21 protein-coding genes are annotated in these 19,735 nt (G+C 39.4%); 19 read left to right on the top strand and 2 right to left on the bottom strand.

Going from position 1 to position 19,735, the window contains the following annotated elements:
- From I6N95_RS10885 to recN, 4 genes are all read left to right on the top strand, one after another.
- Complete coding sequence (locus tag I6N95_RS10885) at positions 1-894, top strand: polyprenyl synthetase family protein (RefSeq protein ID WP_209527518.1); 894 nt, start codon at positions 1-3, stop codon at positions 892-894.
- A 15-nt stretch (positions 895-909) separates the two neighbouring features.
- Positions 910-1,740 (top strand): TlyA family RNA methyltransferase, encoded by an 831-nt coding sequence (locus I6N95_RS10890; RefSeq protein ID WP_209527520.1) that lies wholly within the window; start codon positions 910-912, stop codon positions 1,738-1,740.
- A gap of 121 nt (positions 1,741-1,861) precedes the next feature.
- Positions 1,862-2,320, top strand: coding sequence for an arginine repressor (locus tag I6N95_RS10895; RefSeq protein ID WP_209527522.1), 459 nt, complete (start codon positions 1,862-1,864; stop codon positions 2,318-2,320).
- Positions 2,321-2,325: 5 nt separating this feature from the next.
- A complete protein-coding gene (gene recN, locus I6N95_RS10900; protein WP_209527524.1) occupies positions 2,326-4,002 on the top strand; it encodes a DNA repair protein RecN in 1,677 nt (558 codons plus the stop codon).
- An 83-nt stretch (positions 4,003-4,085) separates the two neighbouring features.
- On the opposite strand, the gene I6N95_RS10905 is transcribed toward recN, so the two are convergent.
- Both I6N95_RS10905 and I6N95_RS10910 read right to left on the bottom strand, forming a co-directional pair.
- On the bottom strand, positions 4,086-4,199 hold the full coding sequence (locus I6N95_RS10905) for a DUF4044 domain-containing protein (RefSeq protein ID WP_209527527.1): 114 nt from the start codon (positions 4,197-4,199) through the stop codon (positions 4,086-4,088).
- 69 nt (positions 4,200-4,268) lie between these two features.
- Positions 4,269-5,222 carry a magnesium transporter CorA family protein gene (locus I6N95_RS10910; RefSeq protein ID WP_209527529.1) on the bottom strand — a complete coding sequence of 318 codons (954 nt, stop codon included), beginning with the start codon at positions 5,220-5,222 and terminating at the stop codon, positions 4,269-4,271.
- A 290-nt stretch (positions 5,223-5,512) separates the two neighbouring features.
- Between I6N95_RS10910 and I6N95_RS10915 the strand changes: the two genes are divergently transcribed.
- The 15 genes from I6N95_RS10915 to I6N95_RS10985 all read left to right on the top strand — a co-directional run bounded on the left by I6N95_RS10915 (position 5,513) and on the right by I6N95_RS10985 (position 19,729).
- Positions 5,513-5,878, top strand: a complete 366-nt coding sequence (locus I6N95_RS10915; RefSeq protein WP_209527531.1) for a DUF3397 domain-containing protein — start codon at positions 5,513-5,515, stop codon at positions 5,876-5,878.
- A gap of 294 nt (positions 5,879-6,172) precedes the next feature.
- Positions 6,173-6,604: a division/cell wall cluster transcriptional repressor MraZ gene (mraZ, locus tag I6N95_RS10920; RefSeq protein WP_209527533.1), complete on the top strand. Its 432-nt coding sequence runs from the start codon at positions 6,173-6,175 to the stop codon at positions 6,602-6,604.
- A gap of 20 nt (positions 6,605-6,624) precedes the next feature.
- Positions 6,625-7,578, top strand: a complete 954-nt coding sequence (gene rsmH / locus I6N95_RS10925; RefSeq protein ID WP_209527535.1) for a 16S rRNA (cytosine(1402)-N(4))-methyltransferase RsmH — start codon at positions 6,625-6,627, stop codon at positions 7,576-7,578.
- Positions 7,579-7,596: 18 nt separating this feature from the next.
- Positions 7,597-7,983: a cell division protein FtsL gene (ftsL, locus tag I6N95_RS27705; protein ID WP_209527537.1), complete on the top strand. Its 387-nt coding sequence runs from the start codon at positions 7,597-7,599 to the stop codon at positions 7,981-7,983.
- Complete coding sequence (locus tag I6N95_RS10935) at positions 7,980-9,860, top strand: penicillin-binding transpeptidase domain-containing protein (protein ID WP_209527539.1); 1,881 nt, start codon at positions 7,980-7,982, stop codon at positions 9,858-9,860. The genes ftsL and I6N95_RS10935 overlap by 4 nt, the downstream gene beginning before the upstream one ends.
- Positions 9,861-9,919: 59 nt before the next feature.
- On the top strand, positions 9,920-10,885 hold the full coding sequence (mraY, locus tag I6N95_RS10940) for a phospho-N-acetylmuramoyl-pentapeptide-transferase (protein ID WP_209527541.1): 966 nt from the start codon (positions 9,920-9,922) through the stop codon (positions 10,883-10,885).
- Positions 10,886-10,920: 35 nt separating this feature from the next.
- The gene (gene murD / locus I6N95_RS10945; protein WP_209527543.1) at positions 10,921-12,291 is read left to right on the top strand and encodes a UDP-N-acetylmuramoyl-L-alanine--D-glutamate ligase; all 1,371 of its coding nucleotides are present in this window, start codon (positions 10,921-10,923) and stop codon (positions 12,289-12,291) included.
- Positions 12,292-12,298: 7 nt separating this feature from the next.
- Positions 12,299-13,390, top strand: coding sequence for an undecaprenyldiphospho-muramoylpentapeptide beta-N-acetylglucosaminyltransferase (gene murG / locus I6N95_RS10950; protein WP_209527545.1), 1,092 nt, complete (start codon positions 12,299-12,301; stop codon positions 13,388-13,390).
- 18 nt (positions 13,391-13,408) lie between these two features.
- Complete coding sequence (locus tag I6N95_RS10955) at positions 13,409-14,515, top strand: cell division protein FtsQ/DivIB (RefSeq protein ID WP_209527548.1); 1,107 nt, start codon at positions 13,409-13,411, stop codon at positions 14,513-14,515.
- A gap of 153 nt (positions 14,516-14,668) precedes the next feature.
- Positions 14,669-16,003: a cell division protein FtsA gene (ftsA, locus tag I6N95_RS10960; protein ID WP_209527550.1), complete on the top strand. Its 1,335-nt coding sequence runs from the start codon at positions 14,669-14,671 to the stop codon at positions 16,001-16,003.
- A gap of 26 nt (positions 16,004-16,029) precedes the next feature.
- Positions 16,030-17,307, top strand: coding sequence for a cell division protein FtsZ (ftsZ, locus tag I6N95_RS10965; RefSeq protein WP_209527552.1), 1,278 nt, complete (start codon positions 16,030-16,032; stop codon positions 17,305-17,307).
- An 11-nt stretch (positions 17,308-17,318) separates the two neighbouring features.
- On the top strand, positions 17,319-17,990 hold the full coding sequence (locus tag I6N95_RS10970) for a YggS family pyridoxal phosphate-dependent enzyme (protein WP_209527554.1): 672 nt from the start codon (positions 17,319-17,321) through the stop codon (positions 17,988-17,990).
- A 21-nt stretch (positions 17,991-18,011) separates the two neighbouring features.
- A complete protein-coding gene (locus I6N95_RS10975) occupies positions 18,012-18,626 on the top strand; it encodes a cell division protein SepF (RefSeq protein WP_209527556.1) in 615 nt (204 codons plus the stop codon).
- A gap of 14 nt (positions 18,627-18,640) precedes the next feature.
- On the top strand, positions 18,641-18,913 hold the full coding sequence (locus I6N95_RS10980; protein ID WP_209527558.1) for a YggT family protein: 273 nt from the start codon (positions 18,641-18,643) through the stop codon (positions 18,911-18,913).
- Positions 18,914-18,946: 33 nt separating this feature from the next.
- On the top strand, positions 18,947-19,729 hold the full coding sequence (locus I6N95_RS10985; protein ID WP_209527560.1) for a YlmH family RNA-binding protein: 783 nt from the start codon (positions 18,947-18,949) through the stop codon (positions 19,727-19,729).
- The last annotated feature ends 6 nt before the right edge of the window (positions 19,730-19,735 follow it).

A 19,735-nucleotide genomic window follows, 5' to 3' on the forward strand; every position in this document is an offset into this window, starting at 1 on the left:
ATGGGGGACAGCTTGTTAAGCTTTGGAAAAATTCACATACCAAAATTAGATCGAGAAATTGATCAATTTATTAAGTCGCAGGCTACAGAAGCTCATTTGCTAGACAGTATGAGCTATTCGTTGGCTGCAGGTGGAAAAAAATTGCGTCCACTGTTGTTGTTGGGGACGATTGCTTTTTTTAATGGTCAGATTACGAGAGGTGCCTACCAGGTAGCTGGAGCCTTAGAAATGATTCATACGTATTCTTTGATTCACGATGACTTACCAGCGATGGATAATGATGAGTTGCGTCGAGGAAAACCGACGAATCACATTGTTTATGGTGAAGGTCTAGCGATATTAGCTGGTGATGGTTTATTGACCGAAGCGTTTCACCTTGTGGCTGAAGCAGAACTAGCGGCTGAGCTTAAAGTGAGTTTGCTTCAGCGTTTGGCGAGGTACGCTGGTACGCAAGGCATGATAGGCGGACAAGTAGCCGATATCGAAGGGGAGTCTCAACAGCTGGATTTACCTGCGTTGCAATCAGTCCATCGCCGTAAAACAGGGGCTTTGATAAAATTCGCTGTCGAAGCGGGTTTATTAATCAGTCATCAGGAGCAACAAATAAGTGATCAGATGCAGATTTATGCTGAAAACTTCGGAATTGCCTTTCAAATTAAGGATGACTTGTTAGATGTCATTGGGGATGAAACTGTCATTGGTAAAAAAACTGGTATGGACCAAGCCTTAAACAAAAGTACTTATACCTCCTTATTAGGTGTCGAGGGTGCCAAAGTGGCTTTGGAGGACCATTGTCAAGTGGCGATGTCGGCTTTGGAAGAAGTTAAGTTGGAATTGAAAATTACTCAAGAGACAAGTTTATTAGCGGAATTGATTCAGACATTAATGGTTTAAGTGAAAGTGAGACTTATGAAAAAAGAACGAGTAGATGTCCTTGTATATAATCAAGGTTTAAGTGAGACCCGAGAAAAAGCCAAACGAGCGGTTATGGCTGGTTTAGTTTATGATACAAATAATCAACGAATGGATAAACCGGGAGAAAAGATTCCTGAAGACACTCAACTTCATTTGAAGGGGGAAGGGCTTAAATATGTTTCTCGTGGTGGCTTGAAGCTGGAAAAAGCGATTAAGGTCTTTCAGATTGAACTGGCTGATAAAATTTTATTGGATATCGGTTCTTCAACTGGTGGCTTTACAGATGTTGCCTTGCAAAATGGAGCTAAAATGAGTTACGCTTTAGATGTTGGCTACAATCAATTAGCTTGGAAATTGCGGCAAGATGAGCGGGTCGTTGTGATGGAGCGAACTAATTTCAGGTATGCTAAACCAGAAGATTTTACTGAGGGTTTACCTGATATCTCGTCAATTGATGTGTCGTTTATTTCGCTGCGGTTAATCTTGCCTGTTTTAAAGACGATTCTAAAACTAGGTGGAGAAGTGGTGGCGCTAATTAAACCTCAGTTTGAAGCTGGCAAAGAGCTAGTCGGTAAAAATGGCGTTATTCGTGAACCGAAAATTCATCGTCAGGTGTTAGAGAGTATGTTATCTTTTATGGCAGAAGAAGGGTATCAAATCGTTGGTGTTGATTTTTCTCCTATTAAAGGGGGCGAAGGCAACATCGAGTTTTTGGCTTATTTGAAATGGAATGAAGAGCCTATGTCGGCAATAGATATTGAACAAATTAGTCAAAGTGTGGTTGAATCTGCACATCGTGAATTGAAAGTGAAAGTGGCGAAATAGTTGTCAATCGAACGTGTGATAGTTAGTATGTGCTTTTGAAATGATTGATGTCTGTTTCATGGCATAGTCAGATGGTGAGCGTTAGCGGACATTCATCGTAAGGTGAAGTAGGAGGTAATTTATGAAAAAGACTGATCGTCAACGGCTGATAAAACAGTTGTTAAAAGAGCATCGTATTCAGAAACAAGAGGAATTTGTCGATTTGTTGATCGAACGTGGTATAGATGTGACTCAAGCGACTATATCTCGTGATATTAAAGAAATGCAGTTGATTAAAGTTAGCAATGAAGATGGGTCGTTTCACTACAGTTTATCGAACCAAAAACCTGAGGTAGATGATCAAAAGCTGAGTAAGATGCTTGATGCCAGTCTGGTAAGTTTAAGTATTATGGATAAAATGGTGGTTATTAAGACGATTCCTGGTAGTGGTGCCGCTTTGGGACAGCTGATTGAAAAATTGTATGAGAAGTTGTTGTTTACAAGTTTAGCAACGGATGATAAGGTCTTAATGATTTTTAGGGAAGAAAATCAAGCCATCGAGATTCACCAACAATTAAATGTAATTATTTACGAGAGGTGAAAATAATGTTACAAGAATTATCCATTCAAAATTTTGCGATTATCTCTGCTTTAGATGTGTCCTTTGGTGAAGGGATGACCGTTTTGACGGGGGAGACTGGGGCTGGTAAATCGATTATTATTGATGCCGTGGGCTTGTTAGTTGGCGGACGTGGGTCGACAGACTATATTCGTCAAGGTGCTTCTAAATGCGTTTTAGAAGGACAATTTAGTGTTGTTTCAGACTCTCCTTTGGTTGCTCTGCTGAATGATTTGGCTGTTGATTTTGAAGATGATACGGTGATTATCTCTCGGGAAATTTCTAAAAGTGGTAAAAATGCGTGTCGAGTGAATGGGCGTCTCATTAATACGACGACTTTACGTGATATTGGCAGCTACTTGGTGGACATTCACGGTCAAAATGAGCATCAAGAATTAATGCATGCTGAGACTCATTTAGGTTTATTAGATCAGTATGGCCAGCAGCAGATAAAGGCATTAAAAAGTCGGTATGAGGCAGCTTACGCTAGGTATCGAGAGACGCTAGCCAAAGTTAGAAATAAACAGAAGCATGAAAAGGAATTTGCGCAACGAATTGACATGCTACAATTTCAATGTGAAGAAATCGAGGCGGCAGAACTTAAAGTCGGTGAAGAAGCTCAGTTGATGGAGGAGCGTCACCGCCTGAATAATTTTCAAAAGATAGCGGATGGTTTGACTAACAGTTATGAGGCCTTAACAGGCGGAGAGGTCAGTAGTTTAGATCAAATTGGTTTTGCGATGAATGAACTGATTGAGATTGAAGGCATAGATTCAGAATATTTAGAAGTGTCTGAGGCGGTCAAGAGTAGCTATTATCAACTTCAAGAGGCTGTTTCTGGGGTCTCGCGAATGATTGACACTTTGGAAATGGACGAAACGCGAATAGATGAAGTTGAATTTCGTTTGGATACTATCCGTCAATTAAAACGTAAATATGGCGAATCTGAGGAGCAGATTTTGGCTTATTTTGCGGATATTTCGTCTGAGCTGATGGAGTCGATTGAAGGCGAGAATCAGAGTGAGAAGTTGGAAACCAAGCTGAGTGAACAGGAAAAAACTGTCAAGGGATTGGCTGATGAGCTGACGATTTTAAGGTCAGAGATTGCTAAAGACTTAGAAGCGGCAATTGTTAAACAGTTGAAAGAGTTATACATGGAGAAGACGGTTTTTGAGGTCAAAATTGAAAAAGAACTGAGTTTTAATGAAACTGGACAAGATAAAGTGGAATTTTTTATTACCACCAATCCTGGCGAACCTTTAAAACCACTGGTAAAAGTGGTTTCTGGTGGGGAGTTGTCTCGTATTATGTTGGCTCTTAAAACCATTTTCTCTCAAACTTATGGTGTCACGAGTATTGTTTTTGATGAAGTCGACACCGGGGTAAGTGGTCGTGTGGCTCAAGCGATTGCCAATAAGATACATCAAGTCGCTGAGCGCTCTCAAGTTCTTTGTATCACTCATTTGCCACAAGTTGCGGCGGCGGCTGACACACAATATTTTATCGAAAAACAAGTTAAAAATAAACGAACTGAGACGTTTCTGAAACGGTTGAGTGAGGAAGAACGTGTCTTAGAAGTAGCTCGCATGTTGTCTGGTGATGCGATCACTCCGTTGACTAAGGAACACGCAAGAGAGTTGTTGGCTTTGGCGAGAAGAAATTGATCTGGCGGTTGATGAGTTAAGTTAGATGTGACGAGATGATAGCGAAATAAAAGAGTTAAGTCAAAATTTTGACTTAACTCTTTTTAGATAACTGCCATTACGCCGCCTAAGATTGCTGCACCCAGAATGGCGATTAGCATAACCCAAACAACGACTTTAGTAACTTTTGAAAAAGTATTGGTTTTTTTACTGCTCACAGGAAGACACTCCTTTTTTATTCAATGCTATAAGTGTACACCTTTTATGTGAAGGTTCGCAAGTTAAAATTAAAAAAACTTTTTCTTTTTTAATATCCAGAATGTGATTAAACTGAAAAGGATTGTCAAAATCACGAGCCACCAGAAAGCGTTTTTTTCTTGTGCAAAAGGAAGTTCTACGTTCATGCCGTAAACGCCACCGATGATTGTTGGAATTGTTAGCACTATTGTGATAACAGTTAAGACTTTCATCACGATGTTCATATTATTAGAAACTATTGCGGAAAACAAATTTCCGAGTTGAGACAGCAGTTCTGCTTGAATTTTAGCAGACGCCAGTGCTTGCTTGGTTTCAATCATAATATCGTAAAGTGCGGTCATGCTATCTTTACTGGTCATCATAATCGTCGATTCGTAAGCTTTTTCGATGACGATTAAATTTTGTTCTAAGGCGGAATCGAAGTAGACGAGGCTTTTTTGCATATCCATCAGTTGGAAAAGCTGCTTGTTTTCGGTTGATTTTTGTAGTTCGCTTTCCAAGCCATCAGTTTCTGTTTTGATGGCTTTGATGTAATAATTAAATAAGTCGGAAAAATGCCATGCCAATTGAATGGCTAGTTTTTCTTTAGTGTCAATTTTAGAAAGGAATGCTTTTCCTTTTAGGAGGTTAGCCCCTAATTCCAAAGTGTCATTACAGCTGGTAATCACTTTGTCCCGTGTGATGATAATACTGAATGGTAAAGCTTCAATCTGTTTAAAGCCGCTGGGGCTCATCACGATTTTGGGGTACTGTAGCAAAAGTAATAAGGGGCGGTCTAGTAAGGGTTGTTTAAAGCCCTCATAACGAGAGATTTCCTGATTATCAAGGACAGCTGAAAGATAATCGTGAGGAAAGTGATAGCGTTTGGTAAAGCGTTCGATGTCTTCACTTGTCGGCTTTTCAATGTGAATCCAATTGGCCGAGAGCTCATCGTTTGCTTTATTAATTTGGCTGTCGTCGCTGATAGAAAAATAATTGATCACTGAGTGTCATCCTTTCGAGTCGTGCTTAGTCTCTTAAAGTTTACACAAATAACACAAGACAAGCAACTTTCAATTGCCATAACCCATTTTTTTGATTATAATTATTAATTGGTCTTACTACTGAACTGTAGTAAAGAGACTCGAACGAAGAGACTGACTGTTATGATTATTACATGCTTTCGTAACAAATGACGTTTAAAGACAATGGAACTTAAACTGACTGACATACGTATGTAAACTAAACAGTGTATAGTTACTCTAGTAGTTGGAGAACAGAAAGGATTAATTAAATGAAGCTACCAGTTATAATGGTTTTTTGGTATGTTTTCCCAATTATTTTGCTATTTGCGTGTAATTTTATCGTGCAGTCATTAGCATTAGTTAAAAAATACAAATTGAAATCACCAGATTTAGCGACGCCACTTTTGTTGATGGGGATTCACGCTATTTCGGTTGATACCTTTAAAGTGTCGGCGGTACCTTATCTGCTTATTTTGATTTTTCTGTTAGGTATTGGGATTGCAGTGAGTCACGCCTATTATTATGGTGATATTCAGTATAAACGATATTTTAAAATGTTTTGGCGAATAGTCTTTTTACTTACTTTGATATTATACATTCTTTTGACAATTTTAAACATTATCCAATATGTGTAGGCATGTAAAATAAAAAAGCGACGTAGACTATTCTATGTCGCTTTTTCTATTTTTTAGGGAAAATCCCCCACTAGGCCCCCACTTTTACTTAAAAAAAGCCAAGGACTAATTTATTTTTGGGGAAGTCAGTCGTATCAAGGGGTTAACGGATCTTTTAGCTTAGTCTTGCTCGAACATTTATTTCGTATATTTGGGGTTTAGTAAAAAAATGAAAAAAAATTAGCTAGGTTGTGGTAGAAAGTGGGGGAATGTGGTAGACTGAATATACTAAGTGGGTAAATGAGGTAGTCTATCATGTTAATGGGTGAATTCAAACATAATATAGATGCAAAAGGTCGCTTGATCATGCCTTCAAAGTTTCGTGATAAACTTGGTGAAAAGTTTGTTGTGACAAGAGGGATGGACGGCTGTTTATTTGGTTATCCTCAAAGTGAGTGGGAAGTTTTGGAAGAAAAGCTTAAAGAAATGCCTTTGGCGAAGAAAGACGCTCGGACATTTGTTCGTTTCTTTTATTCAGCGGCAACAGAATGCGAAATTGATAAGCAAGGTCGCATCAATATCCCCCAAACACTTAGAACTCATGCAAACTTAGAAAAAGAATGTGTCGTCATTGGAGTCTCCAACCGGATTGAAATCTGGAGTCAAGACAAGTGGGATGACTTCTCAGATGAAGCAGAAGCTAATTTTGATGAATTAGCAGAAACAATGATTGATTTCGGGTTATAAGAAAGTAGAGGAATTATGGGATGACTGAAGAATTTCGCCACACAACAGTCCTACTACATGAGACTGTTGATCAATTAAAGATAAAACCCACTGGTATCTATGTTGATTGTACCTTAGGTGGTGGGGGGCATAGTGCCTATTTGCTATCACAGTTAGCGGAATCGGGTCATTTATATGCTTTCGATCAAGATCAAACAGCGATTGACCATGCTCGGGAAAGCTTGAAGGAATATTATGACAAAGGTATGGTTACCTTTATAAAAGCGAATTTTAGGGAACTAAAAGATAAATTAGCTCAACTGGATGTAACAGAGGTTGACGGCGTCTTATATGATTTAGGCGTCTCCTCTCCTCAGCTAGATGAAGCGGAACGGGGCTTTAGTTATCATCAGGATGCCCCTTTGGATATGCGAATGGACACGGAAGCTGAATTGACAGCTCGTGAATTGATTAATACCTATGATTATCATGAATTGGTTAAAATTTTCTATCGTTATGGCGAAGAGAAGTTTTCTAAGCAAATTGCTCGTGAAATCGAAAAGCGCCGACAGGAGAAACCAATTGAAACCACAGGTGAGTTGGTTGAGTTGATTAAAGATGTGATTCCAGCACCGGCGAGACGTAAAGGCGGACATCCAGCAAAACGAATTTTTCAAGCTGTACGGATTGCTGTCAATGATGAATTAACCGTCGTGGAAGAATCTTTAGAACAGGCAATTGAATTATTGGCACCTGATGGACGGATTAGTGTTATCACTTTCCATTCATTAGAGGATCGAATTGTTAAGACGATCTTTAAAGAATACAGTCAGCCGAAAGAAACACCGCCTGGCTTACCCGTCATTCCTGACGAATTTCAACCAATTTTATCAATAGTAAATCGCAAACCGATTCTTCCCTCAGAAGAAGAGTTAGCTGATAATAACCGCGCGAGAAGCGCAAAATTAAGGGTGGCTGAAAAAAAAGCGCCTTGAAAGGAAGGGGAAGAACAGGTGGCAGAATTAAAAGAGATTGAAGAATACGATGTTAGTATTCCGCAAGAAGTAGAACCGATAGCAGTTGCAGCGCCAGAAGAGCCTGTCTTAACCTATCCTAAAAAAAGGTTACAAAATATTTCTAGAATCGAGAAGTTTATTGTTGCCTTATTTATCTTAGCTTTTGTCACGATGGCTGTCTTAACAGTTAAGTTAACGACCACTATCTCCCGAGGAGAAGAAGAAATTGCCGTTATCCAAGGTGATATTGATCGTAAGACAGATCAAATCAGCAAACTCGAACAAGAAAAAAATGAGTTGTCACGAGCAGACCGCATAAAAAAAGCGGCTGAAGAAGCTGGTTTAGAAGTTAAAGATGAAAATATAAGGAATGTGAAAAAATGAATTGGCAAAAATGGCAGAAATATATTCGAAGCAAAGGGTTAGAGCCAAGAACCAATCGGAAAAAATTTGGCTCCATCCTTTTTGGGGCAACTATTGTTGTCTTTTTTCTGTTCATCTTTCGTTTTACCTACATCATTGGCTTTGGAAAAGTCGGCGATACTTCCTTAGATATTAAAACTCAACAATTGTATCAAGGAAGTAGCGTAGTCAAGGCAAAGCGAGGTTCCATTTATGATCGTAACGGGGTTGCCATTGCAGAAGACGCTACTTCCTATTCGTTATACGCTGTCTTGGATAAAACCTACCTAGGTCTATTGGATCCTAAAACGCAAAAACAAGAAATTTTATATGCTGAAAGCGAGAACTTTGATAAGATTGCCGATATATTAAATAAATACCTTAAAATCAAAAAGGCCGATGGTTTAAAGCAGTTGAATCAGAAAAAAAATGCTGACGGCTTTGATATTAAACGGGTTGAATTTGGTAAGGAAGGAAAAGGCATTTCTTTAGAGACTAAGGATAATATCGAGGCTGAATTGAAAAAGGAAGGCATTAAAGGGGTTTACTTTGATGCTCATCCCGCCCGAATCTATCCAAACGGTGTTTATTCACCTTACTTAATTGGTTACACAGCCTTGGCTGATGACAGTGATGAAAGCAAAGGGTTGCTCGGCCAAATGGGCATTGAAAAAATGTATAACAAAGAACTTAATGGACAAGATGGTGAAGTGAGCTTCCAGAGAGACAGCCGAGGCAATCCTTTACCAGGGACAATAAATGAATTAAAGAAAGCCAAAGACGGTATTTCGATTTACACGACATTGGACGATTCCTTGCAGTCTTTATTAGAAAGTAAATTAACAGAATCGATGGAAAAATATGGTGCAGAAGATATTACAGCTATGTTAGTTGAAGCCAAGACAGGCAATATCTTAGCTGCTTCTCAACGACCTGCGTTTAACCCAGAAACTTTAGAAGGCCTGGATAAGGAAGGCGCTCAGTGGCAGAATTTACTCGTGGAGCAACCTTATGAACCTGGTTCAACGATGAAAGTTTTTACTGTGGCAGCAGCAATCGAAACTGGAAATTTTAATCCCAATGCGACTTTTCAAACGGGAAAGATCAAAGTAGATGACAAGTGGATTAATGACCATATTCGTGAAGGGGTAGGAACCATTACTTATCGTCAAGCAGTGGCTTGGTCGAGTAATGTCGGAATGGTTCATCTGCAACAAGCCATGGATATGAAGTGGATTGATTACTTAAATCGTTTTGGTTTTGGCAAGAGTACCAATTCTGGTTTGCCGCCAGCAGAACATGATGGCTTTATTCGAACGGATACGACAGTTGACCGAGCGATGACTTCCTATGGTCAAGCAATTTCGGTCACTCCTTTTCAAATGGTTCAAGGATTTACTGCAATTGCGAATGGCGGTAAAATGATGAAACCAAACTTCATCAGCAAGGTTGTTAACGCTGATGGAACTGAAACGACGATTCAACCAGAAGTTGTTGGTCAACCGATTACCGAAAATACTGCTAAACAAGTTTTAGACATGATGACGGATGTCGTGGAAGATCAAGAATATGGTACGGGTAAAACCTATAAGTTAGAAAACTATCGTGTTTCAGCCAAAACTGGGACTGCGGAAATTGCGGAAGAACAAGGGTATTTACTTGACGAGTATTTATACTCTGCAGTGCAGATTGCACCAACTGAAAATCCAGAATATATCATGTATGTCACTATGCGTAAACCCACCAAAACAGCTGGTGTTCAGCCGGCTGTGATGATATCGGAGATCTCTAATACGGTATTAGAACGAGCCTTGAACATAGATGCGAGTAACCGAAGTGTTGACGCAAGTAATAAATAGTAAATGAAGCAAGCGCTTGGCGCTTGCTTTCATCGCTAATTTTTAGGAGATAATAACGAATGGAATGGACTAAAGTATTTTTACCAATTGCGCTAAGTTTTGCGTTGACTGTCACAATTATGCCTTTTTTTATCGGCTATTTTCAAATGAAAAAACAGGGGCAGTCTATCCGAGACGATGGACCTACTTGGCATAATAATAAAGCTGGCACACCAACCATGGGAGGGTTAGTTTTTCTAATTGCAATTGTCTTAGCATCACTGGTTTTTGCTATTTGGCAGAAATCATTGACTGCTTCTTTTACTATTGTGATCTTCATCCTTGTCCTTTATGGAGGACTGGGCTTTTTGGATGATTTTATCAAGATTTTTAAGAAACGCAACATGGGGTTGAATTCACTTCAGAAATTGATTGGTCAGATTGTTGGGGCAGTTGTCTTTTATCTGGTTTTTCGTAATGAAGGGTTCACCAATACGTTAACCTTGCCAATCATTGGCGATTTGAATTTAGGGCTGTTATATGGCGTGTTTGTCTTACTGTGGTTAGTTGGTTTTTCAAACGCAGTCAATTTAACAGATGGATTGGATGGTTTGGTGTCAGGTTTAGGCATGATTTCTTTTGGTACATATGCCATTATTGCTTGGAATCAGCAACAATATGATATTTTAATCATTTGTTTGACAACCATGGGCGGACTTTTAGGCTTTTTCTTGTTTAATAAGAAACCGGCTAAGATTTTTATGGGTGATGTCGGCTCCTTGGCATTAGGTGGTATGTTGGCGGCTATTTCAATTTTGCTTCACCAAGAATGGACACTGTTGTTAATCGGATTGGTATACGTTATCGAAACAGCTAGTGTTATGCTACAAGTGACCTCGTTTAAATTAAGAGGAAAACGAATATTTAAAATGGCTCCCATTCATCATCACTTTGAGATGTCTGGTTGGAGTGAGTGGAAAGTTGATATTGTTTTTTGGATAATAGGATTGGTCATGTCAGTAATAACTTTAACGATTTTATACTAGGGGGAAGTCCCCTTTAATAAGGAGAAAATACCGAGATGAAAACTGTCACAACATATGAAAATAAGAAAATTTTAGTATTGGGGTTAGCGAGAAGTGGCGTTAGTGCAGCTCGTTTGTTGCATCAACTAGGTGCGCTTGTCACCGTTAATGATGCGAAAGATTTTGATGAGAACCCTGATGCACGAGAATTGCTTTCAATGGGAATTCGTGTTGTGACAGGTGGACATCCAGCTGACTTGATGGACGAAGAATTTGTCTTGGTTGTTAAAAATCCCGGTATCCCTTATTCTAATCCTATTCTCGAAAAAGCAATGGCAAAAGGAATTGCCATTATCACAGAGGTTGAGTTGGCTTACCAAATCGCCGAGGCTAAGATTGTTGCCATAACTGGTACCAATGGTAAGACTACTACTACAACGATGATTGGAGAATTGCTCAATCAAGGACTTGATCAGGGGCAGGCTTACTTAGCTGGCAATATTGGCTTACCTGCCAGTTCGGTAGCTCAACAAGCTGGGGCAGACGATGTCATGGTAACAGAACTATCCAGTTTTCAATTGATGGGTATCATAGAATTTCATCCACACATTGCAGTTATGACAAATCTGTACGAAGCTCACCTTGATTACCATGGTAGTCGAGAAGAGTATGTAAAAGCGAAATGGAACATTCAAAAAAATATGACCAAAGATGATTACTTAATATTAAATGGTAATCAACCGGAACTAGTTGAATTAAGTAAGGCCACTCAAGCGACTGTCATCTTTTTTAAAACGACAGGTGATGTTATGGCAAACGCCTATTTAGATAAGGGGCAACTGTGTTATAATGGTGAGTCGCTTATGGCCGCTAACGAAGTTGGCGTGCCAGGTGAGCATAATATTGAAAATGCCCTTGCAGCGACGATTGTTGCCAAGCTGTTAGGTGTTTCCAACGCTTCAATTGGCGACACATTGCGGCACTTTGGCGGAGTTGAGCATCGCACAGAGTATGTTGGCGAGTTTGCTGGCCGTAAGTTTTATAACGATTCGAAGGCAACCAACATATTGGCGACAGAAAAAGCGTTGAGTGGGTTTGAAAATCCCCAAACGATTCTTTTAGCAGGTGGACTTGATCGTGGGAATGAATTCGATGATTTGGTGCCCTCAATAAAGGACTTGAAAGCAATTATCTTGTATGGTGAAAGTCAGGCTAAGCTAAAAAAAGCTGCAGAAGCTGCGGGGATTGCCCAAATTAAATTAGTCGAGACACTTCAGGAAGCCGTGTTGGAAAGTTGGACGCTAAGTCAGTCAGGAGATAACATATTATTGTCGCCGGCCTGTGCTAGTTGGGATCAATTTAAGAATTTTGAAAGCCGTGGTACTACTTTCAAAGAAGCAGTTAAGCAAATAAATGATAAGAAGTGAGAATGATATGAGAGTATTAGTATCAGGTGGCGGAACAGGTGGCCATATTTATCCGGCAGTTTCCTTAGTTAAACACATTAAAGAAAAACATCCTGAGGCTGAATTTCTTTATGTTGGAACGAACCGCGGATTAGAAAGCAAAATTGTACCAAAAGAGGGGATTCCATTTAAAACGATTCAGATACAAGGGTTTCGTCGTTCATTGTCCTTCGAAAATGTTAAAACAGCTTATCTTTTTATGAAAAGTATCAGTGACTCAAAAAAAATCATTCGCGATTTTAAACCGGATGTTGTCATGGGAACCGGTGGATATGTTTGTGCGGCGGTAGTCTATGCGGCCTATAAAGAAGGCATTCCAACCTTGATTCACGAGCAAAATAGTGTACCAGGAGTGACGAATAAGTTTTTAGCGAAATATGTCAATAAAGTTGCGATTTGTTTTCCTGATGCTGCTCAGTATTTTCCAAGTAACAAAATTGAATTAACGGGTAATCCAAGAGGACAAGAAGTTGCTAAAATTGAAAAATCCGCTATTTTAGAAGATTATGGGTTGAAATCTGATCTGCCGACTGTGCTAATTTTTGGTGGTAGTCAAGGAGCATTATCGTTGACTAATGCATTAATTGAGGGATTAGCAGAGTTGAGCAAACGGGAATATCAGGTGCTGTGTGCAACGGGAGAACGCTATTTTGAACAAGTTCAATCCGCTATGACAGCAGCTGGTATATCGTCTCCTAATCTAGTGGTGAGACCCTATATTGATAATATGGAGCTAGTTTTGAAAAATATTGATCTAGTCGTCAGTCGTGCAGGTGCTACAACCATCGCGGAAATTACGGCTTTAGGTTTGCCATCCTTGTTAATTCCTAGTCCAAATGTGACCAATGATCATCAGACAAAAAATGCCATGAGTTTAGTCTCAATTGGGGCTGCGGAGTTATTGAAAGATAGTGAGTTGTCTGGCCTTTCATTGGTTCGTGAACTGGACGCTATCATGTTAAATGATCAGCGCCGAGAATCAATGGCTGAAGCGTCATTAGCAGAAGGAATTCCTGATGCAACAGATCGCTTACTAGCAGTCGTGGAAGAGATAATATAATAGTAGGAGGTAAGCATCATGGGAAAAGACGATCAAGATATCAATAAGCCATCTGAGTCAAAAGACACAGAGATGCTTACACCTTGGCAAAAAGAGAATTTGAAATATTTAGAACACGTTGGCGATCAACCTCGTTGGAAAACGACGGAAGAGCCAAACGTGATAAAAGCTGAAGAAACTGAAAAAAATGTTGATAAAAAAGATCAACCGGCTGAAGGCTCTGAAGACATTGAGGTAATAGAAGAGCCTGCTAAAGAGGGAACCAAAGATGGACCAACGCTAGAAACGGTAAAAGATCTTCCTAAATCGAAGTCGTTTGCCGACAAGTTGCCAAAAATGAAAGAAGCAAGACAAAAGCGTTTGAAAAGACGATTAACTTTACTTATTAGTGTTTTCGGAATAGGGGCTATCGGCACGATGTATTACGTGTCACCTCTTAGTAAGCTTAATAAGATTGAAATTGTTGGCAACGAGCTGGTGACTTCAGAGGCAATTGCAGCTTCGACTAAATTGACGGGCAAGGAATTTATTTGGACAGCCTACTTCAACAATGAGTTGATTCCCAGAATAAAAAAAGAAAATCCGCGAATTAAAGATGTCGACATTCGATTGAGCCGACTGAATAATTTAAAAGTAACAGTCACAGAGTATGCAGAAGTCGCTTATGCGAAAGAAAATCAGACGATTCATGCGGTCCTTGAAAATGGTACTATTTTGAGAGAACCAACGGAAATTAAAAATGAAACATTTCCCGTCTTAATAGATTTTAAAGAAGGAGATAACTTAAATTATTTGATGGCTAGTTTTTCAAAGATTAATCCGGAAGTAATGGCTAACATCAAGGAAATAAAAAGTACTCCATCAAGTTCCAATGCGTATTTAATGACCATGACCATGAAAGATGGTAATCAAATTATCGCTTCAACCCGTGATTACCAAGACAAGATTAATTATTATCCTCAAGTTATTGCGGACAATCCTAGCAAAGGAATTGTCGATATGGAAGCTGGGATTTTCTTTACCACTTTTGAGTCAATTGAAGCAGAAAAAAAAGCGGCCCAAGCTGAAAAAGAACGCTTGGATTGGGAAAAACAAGTTGAAGAAGAGAATAATCAAAATAATTAATGAATTATTATGTATTCTCCTTTTGTAAAGTCTACTATTTATGGTAGAATTGTATGAAGATGGATTATTTTGTAATTTTGATTAAATAATATGAAATTAACATGAAACTAAACAGTATTGAATAGCAATTTAAAATAGGAGGGAATACCTTTCATGGCAAAAACAGGAATTTATGTTGGCCTTGATATCGGAACAACGTCAGTTAAAGTTGTTGTGGCTGAATATATCGAAGGTCAAATTAATATTATTGGTGTCGGAAATGCTAAGGCGGAAGGATTAAGTCGTGGTATCGTGATTGATATCGACAAAGCCGTGGACTCAATTAAGCGGGCCATTAGTCAAGCAGAAGAAAAATCTGGCATTAAAATTAGAAAAGTCAACGTTGGCTTACCGGCTAACTTATTAGAAGTTGAAAAATGTGAAGGCATGATCGCCGTTAATACAGAATCAAAAGAAATTACAGATGAGGATGTTCGCAATGTGGCTTCAGCGGCTATTGTTCGTTCAACGCCCCCAGAACGTCAAATCATCACATTGATTCCTCAAGAATTTAAAGTTGACGGTTTTGATGGCATTAAGGACCCTCGTGGTATGATCGGGGTTCGTCTTGATATGAATGGGGTCGTCTTTACAGGACCTAAAACTATTGTACATAACATTCGTAAATGTGTTGAGAAAGCAGGCTTGCAATTAGCTGAACTTGTCATTACGCCGTTGGCTTTGACTGAATCAATCCTGTCAGATGGGGAAAAAGACTTTGGGACAATCGTCATAGATATGGGTGGCGGTCAAACGACGACTGCGGTCATGTATGAAAATGATTTGAAGTTCACCTATGTGGAACAAGAAGGTGGCGAATTCGTTACCAAAGATATCTCTGTCGTGTTAAACACATCGTTGAACAATGCGGAGGCACTGAAGATAAATTATGGTGATGCTTACCCAGAAAGAACGTCTTCTCATGAAGAGTTTCCAGTGGATGTGATTGGCCAAAAAGAACCGATCAAAGTGGATGAACGTTATTTATCTGAAATTATTGAAGCTCGCATGGAACAAATCTTAGCGAAATCAAAAGCAGCCTTGGAAGAAATTGATGCGTTAACCTTACCTGGTGGGGTCATTCTTACTGGTGGTAACGCAAGTATTCCCGGTATTGTTGAACTGGCTGCCGATGTTTTTGGTACTCATGTGAAATTGCATGTACCTAACCATATGGGCCTAAGAAACCCAATTTTCTCCAATGCGATTAGCATTGTTGAATATGGTTCACAGTTAAATGATATCTACCATATTTCAAAAGCAGCCGTTATTGGTGGTAGACTTTCTGTTAGTCAAACGAATGATGACGTTCGTTATGAAGCACCCCAACAAGTTGAGCAAGAAATTACTCAACAGCCGGTGGTTTATGATGATTACGAAGAAGAAGAACCGAAAGGCAAAAATGTCAAGAGCAAGTTAACAGATTTTATTTCTAACATTTTTGACTAAAACCCAAATAGGAGGACTATAACGAGATGGAATTTTCAATTGATAATAACATTGATAGTGGTGCAATAATAAAAGTAATCGGAGTCGGTGGTGGTGGCGGAAACGCTGTAAACCGTATGATCGATGAAAATGTTAAAGGCGTCGAGTTTATCGTTGCCAACACAGATGTCCAGGCATTAAAAGACAGTAAAGCTGAAACAGTCATTCAATTAGGCCCAAAGTACACTCGTGGTCTTGGAGCGGGTTCTCAACCAGAAGTCGGTCAAAAAGCGGCGGAAGAAAGTGAATCATTTTTAGCTGATGCTTTAAGTGGTGCAGACATGGTCTTTATCACTGCTGGTATGGGCGGTGGAACTGGAACTGGTGCGGCCCCAGAAGTGGCTCGTATCGCCAAACAAATGGGCGCTTTAACAGTTGGAGTGGTGACACGACCGTTCAGTTTTGAAGGACCAAAGCGTGGCCGTTATGCTGCTGAAGGGATTTCACAATTAAAGGAAAATGTTGACACATTACTGATTATTTCCAACAACCGTTTATTGGAAATTGTTGATAAAAAGACGCCTATCCTTGAAGCGTTTAGAGAAGCAGATAATGTCTTGCGCCAAGGGGTTCAAGGTATCTCTGATTTGATTACCGCACCTGGTTATGTTAACTTGGACTTTGCTGATGTGAAGACTGTCATGGAAAACCAAGGAACTGCTTTGATGGGGATCGGCTCAGCCAGTGGTGAGGATCGTGTGATTCAAGCGACTAAACAAGCGATTTCTTCTCCGCTTTTAGAAACATCTATTGATGGAGCTGAACAAGTTCTATTGAATATTACTGGTGGGTTGGACATGACCTTGTTTGAAGCACAAGATGCGTCTGATATCGTGACAAGTGCTGCTAATAGCGACGTTAATATTATCTTGGGTACGTCAATTAATGAAGACCTGAAAGATGAAATTATCGTGACGGTAATTGCAACAGGGATTGACCCAACAAAAAACGAAAAAAAAAAGAGCGGCCGCAACGTCGTTAGACAAGCCTCGCAACAAACAACGCAACAACACACTCAATCGCAAGTGGTAGCACCTGCTCCACGCCCAACGATTGATTTAGAGCCGGTTAAAGCTGAACCAGAAGCAGACAGTGCTTTTGGCGATTGGGATATTCGTCGTGAACCTAGCCAGCGTGGTAACGTTGAGCCAGCCTCATTCGACAAGCTTGAGAAAAAAGAATTTGAGAGTTTCTCAAAAGAGCCAATTGACAAAGATGATGATGATGAATTAAATACACCTGCATTTTTCCGCAGAAAAAGATAGGAGCTACTTGCATGCTTGAAGACAACATTAATCAAATAAAAACAACTGTTTCTCAAGCATGTCAAAAGGTTCAGCGTAAGACAGACTCAGTTAAAGTGATTGCCGTGACAAAGTCGGTTACGAGTGAGGAAGCTGAAAAGCTTATTCCTTTTGGGTTTACTGATTTTGGGGAAAATCGAACAGATCACTTGCTTGAGAAACAAGCTGCTTTAAAAGACTATGACATTACTTGGCACCTAATAGGACGTTTGCAACGGCGTAAAGTAAAAGACGTGATTAATCAAGTGGATTACTTCCATGCCTTAGAGAACGAACGATTGGCAGCTGAGATTGAAAAACGGGCAGAACATGTTATCAAGTGTTTTGTTCAAGTCAATGTGTCTCAAGAAGAGGCAAAACAAGGTGTCTTATTAGACGAAACAAACGATTTTATTGAAGCTTTAGCTAAGTATCCGCTGATCGAGGTGGTCGGGTTGATGACCATGGCACCTTTCGATGGGACGGAAACAGAAATAGAGGAGTATTTTACTCAGCTAGCCATTAAAAGGGATGAAATAATGGCATTGAATTGGGAACATGCCCCTTGCAAGGAGTTAAGTATGGGGATGACTCAAGATTTTGAAATTGCCATTAAAGCAGGCGCTACACATGTTAGGATTGGGACTGCTTTTTTCAAAGACTAGAAAATAAGAAGGATGAGTAGAATGAATATGTCGACAACAGCTGAAAAAATACAAAAGTTTTTCGGATTGAATGATAGTGACGACTACGAAGAGTCGTATACTGCTGAACCCGCACATGTTGAACAACCAGAACCACGATATTCTAGCCCAAACCGTTCATATTTTCAAGATGAAGGAACAGCAGAGAATACCCGATTCAGACAAGCACCTGTGCAACCGCAAAAGCAGCAACCAATCAAACAACCCACTCGTGAATTACCGGAGGAGCCTTCATTGGAGAACGTGAGGATTCCTCAGAAAGTTGTTCAAATGAGTAAGAAAGAAAGTTCATCTCAACAAAGTTCAATAGGAGAAGAAAAAGTGAAGAAAATTTCAATACTAGAACCGAGAACTTATACCGAATCTAAAAATATCGCAAAGTGTGTTTTTAGAAATGAAATTGTGATTGTTAATTTTCATTTGGTAGAAGAATCTCAGGCTCGCAGAATTGTCGATTTCTTAACTGGTGCAGTTTATGCGCTAGATGGAGATATCCAACGATTAGGTGATGAAATCTTCATCTTAACACCTCCTAATACTGAGATTGATAGTGCAACTGCTAAGAGCTTACTAAGTACCCAATTTAGGGATTATTAGAAGGACGTGGTTTTTTGATTATTTATAATTTAATTAATTTTATTTCTTATGCAGCTAATATTTATATTGGTCTTCTCGCAATTTATGCGTTATTGTCATGGTTTCCGGGAGCTTATGACTCGGCGATTGGTCGCCTTATTTCCAGAATCTGTGAACCCTATTTAAGTTTATTTGATCGGTTTAACTTAAATATTGGCGGGATTGGCTTTTCGATTATTATTGCCATTTTTGTTTTGAGAATGGGCGTTACAATTTTAGGCAGACTACTATTGACCCTTGCTTATTAATCAATAAGAATATCATTGAAAGGATGTGTGTCTGTGAATGTAAATGTTTATCAACATTTTCGTAAAGATGAACATCCTTTTGTTGATATGATAGGAGGATGGATCGAGCAGGTTGAAAGTCAATATGCTCCTCATCTAACTGATTTTTTAGATCCTAGACAAGCATTTATACTAGAATCAATTGTAAGAAGCGATAGTGAGTTACTTTTTTCTTTTTATGGCGGCTATGAAAGCGCCGAAAGACGACGGGCATTAATCTACCCTGATTATTATCAACCAACAGTTGATGAGTACGATACTGTCTTATTTGAGATTCATTATCCGACTAAATTCGGCAAGTTATCTCATGGAAAGATTCTTGGTACGTTACTGAATATTGGGATACGGCGAGAGTTTTTTGGAGATATTATTTCTGATGGTGAACGTTGGCAGTTTTTTGTTAATAAGGAGATTGCCCACTTCGTAGAGGCTCAGTTAACAAAGATTGGTTCGTTTACCATTCGCCTTGAAGAAGTTAACTATACAGAGGTCCTTAGACCAAAAGATAGCTGGGAAATTGAACAGACAACCGTTAGTTCGATGCGGTTGGATACAGTCATTTCTTCCGTGTTTAATATCTCTCGGCAACGAGCTAAAACACTGGTTGAAAGTGGTAAGGTAAAGGTGAATTGGGTGGAGAGTGTGCGCCCGGACTTTATGCTAGCGTTATTGGATATTATTTCAATACGTGGGTTTGGTCGAATTCAAGTACGAGAGATTAACGGTCAAACAAAAAAAGAAAAACACCGATTACAAATAGGTGTTCTAAGAAAATAACGCAGA

Source organism: Vagococcus allomyrinae (genome assembly GCF_017829975.1).
GTDB lineage: Bacteria > Bacillota > Bacilli > Lactobacillales > Vagococcaceae > Vagococcus_D > Vagococcus_D allomyrinae.

Bases quoted from the DNA above. Each gene is read 5' to 3' on its own strand.
- I6N95_RS10885 (WP_209527518.1), top strand. From the start codon at position 1: ATGGGGGACAGCTTGTTAAGCTTTGGAAAAATTCACATACCAAAATTA.
- I6N95_RS10890 (WP_209527520.1), top strand. From the start codon at position 910: ATGAAAAAAGAACGAGTAGATGTCCTTGTATATAATCAAGGTTTAAGT.
- I6N95_RS10895 (WP_209527522.1), top strand. From the start codon at position 1,862: ATGAAAAAGACTGATCGTCAACGGCTGATAAAACAGTTGTTAAAAGAG.
- recN (WP_209527524.1), top strand. From the start codon at position 2,326: ATGTTACAAGAATTATCCATTCAAAATTTTGCGATTATCTCTGCTTTA.
- I6N95_RS10915 (WP_209527531.1), top strand. From the start codon at position 5,513: ATGAAGCTACCAGTTATAATGGTTTTTTGGTATGTTTTCCCAATTATT.
- mraZ (WP_209527533.1), top strand. From the start codon at position 6,173: ATGTTAATGGGTGAATTCAAACATAATATAGATGCAAAAGGTCGCTTG.
- rsmH (WP_209527535.1), top strand. From the start codon at position 6,625: ATGACTGAAGAATTTCGCCACACAACAGTCCTACTACATGAGACTGTT.
- I6N95_RS10935 (WP_209527539.1), top strand. From the start codon at position 7,980: ATGAATTGGCAAAAATGGCAGAAATATATTCGAAGCAAAGGGTTAGAG.
- mraY (WP_209527541.1), top strand. From the start codon at position 9,920: ATGGAATGGACTAAAGTATTTTTACCAATTGCGCTAAGTTTTGCGTTG.
- murD (WP_209527543.1), top strand. From the start codon at position 10,921: ATGAAAACTGTCACAACATATGAAAATAAGAAAATTTTAGTATTGGGG.
- murG (WP_209527545.1), top strand. From the start codon at position 12,299: ATGAGAGTATTAGTATCAGGTGGCGGAACAGGTGGCCATATTTATCCG.
- I6N95_RS10955 (WP_209527548.1), top strand. From the start codon at position 13,409: ATGGGAAAAGACGATCAAGATATCAATAAGCCATCTGAGTCAAAAGAC.
- ftsA (WP_209527550.1), top strand. From the start codon at position 14,669: ATGGCAAAAACAGGAATTTATGTTGGCCTTGATATCGGAACAACGTCA.
- ftsZ (WP_209527552.1), top strand. From the start codon at position 16,030: ATGGAATTTTCAATTGATAATAACATTGATAGTGGTGCAATAATAAAA.
- I6N95_RS10970 (WP_209527554.1), top strand. From the start codon at position 17,319: ATGCTTGAAGACAACATTAATCAAATAAAAACAACTGTTTCTCAAGCA.
- I6N95_RS10975 (WP_209527556.1), top strand. From the start codon at position 18,012: ATGAATATGTCGACAACAGCTGAAAAAATACAAAAGTTTTTCGGATTG.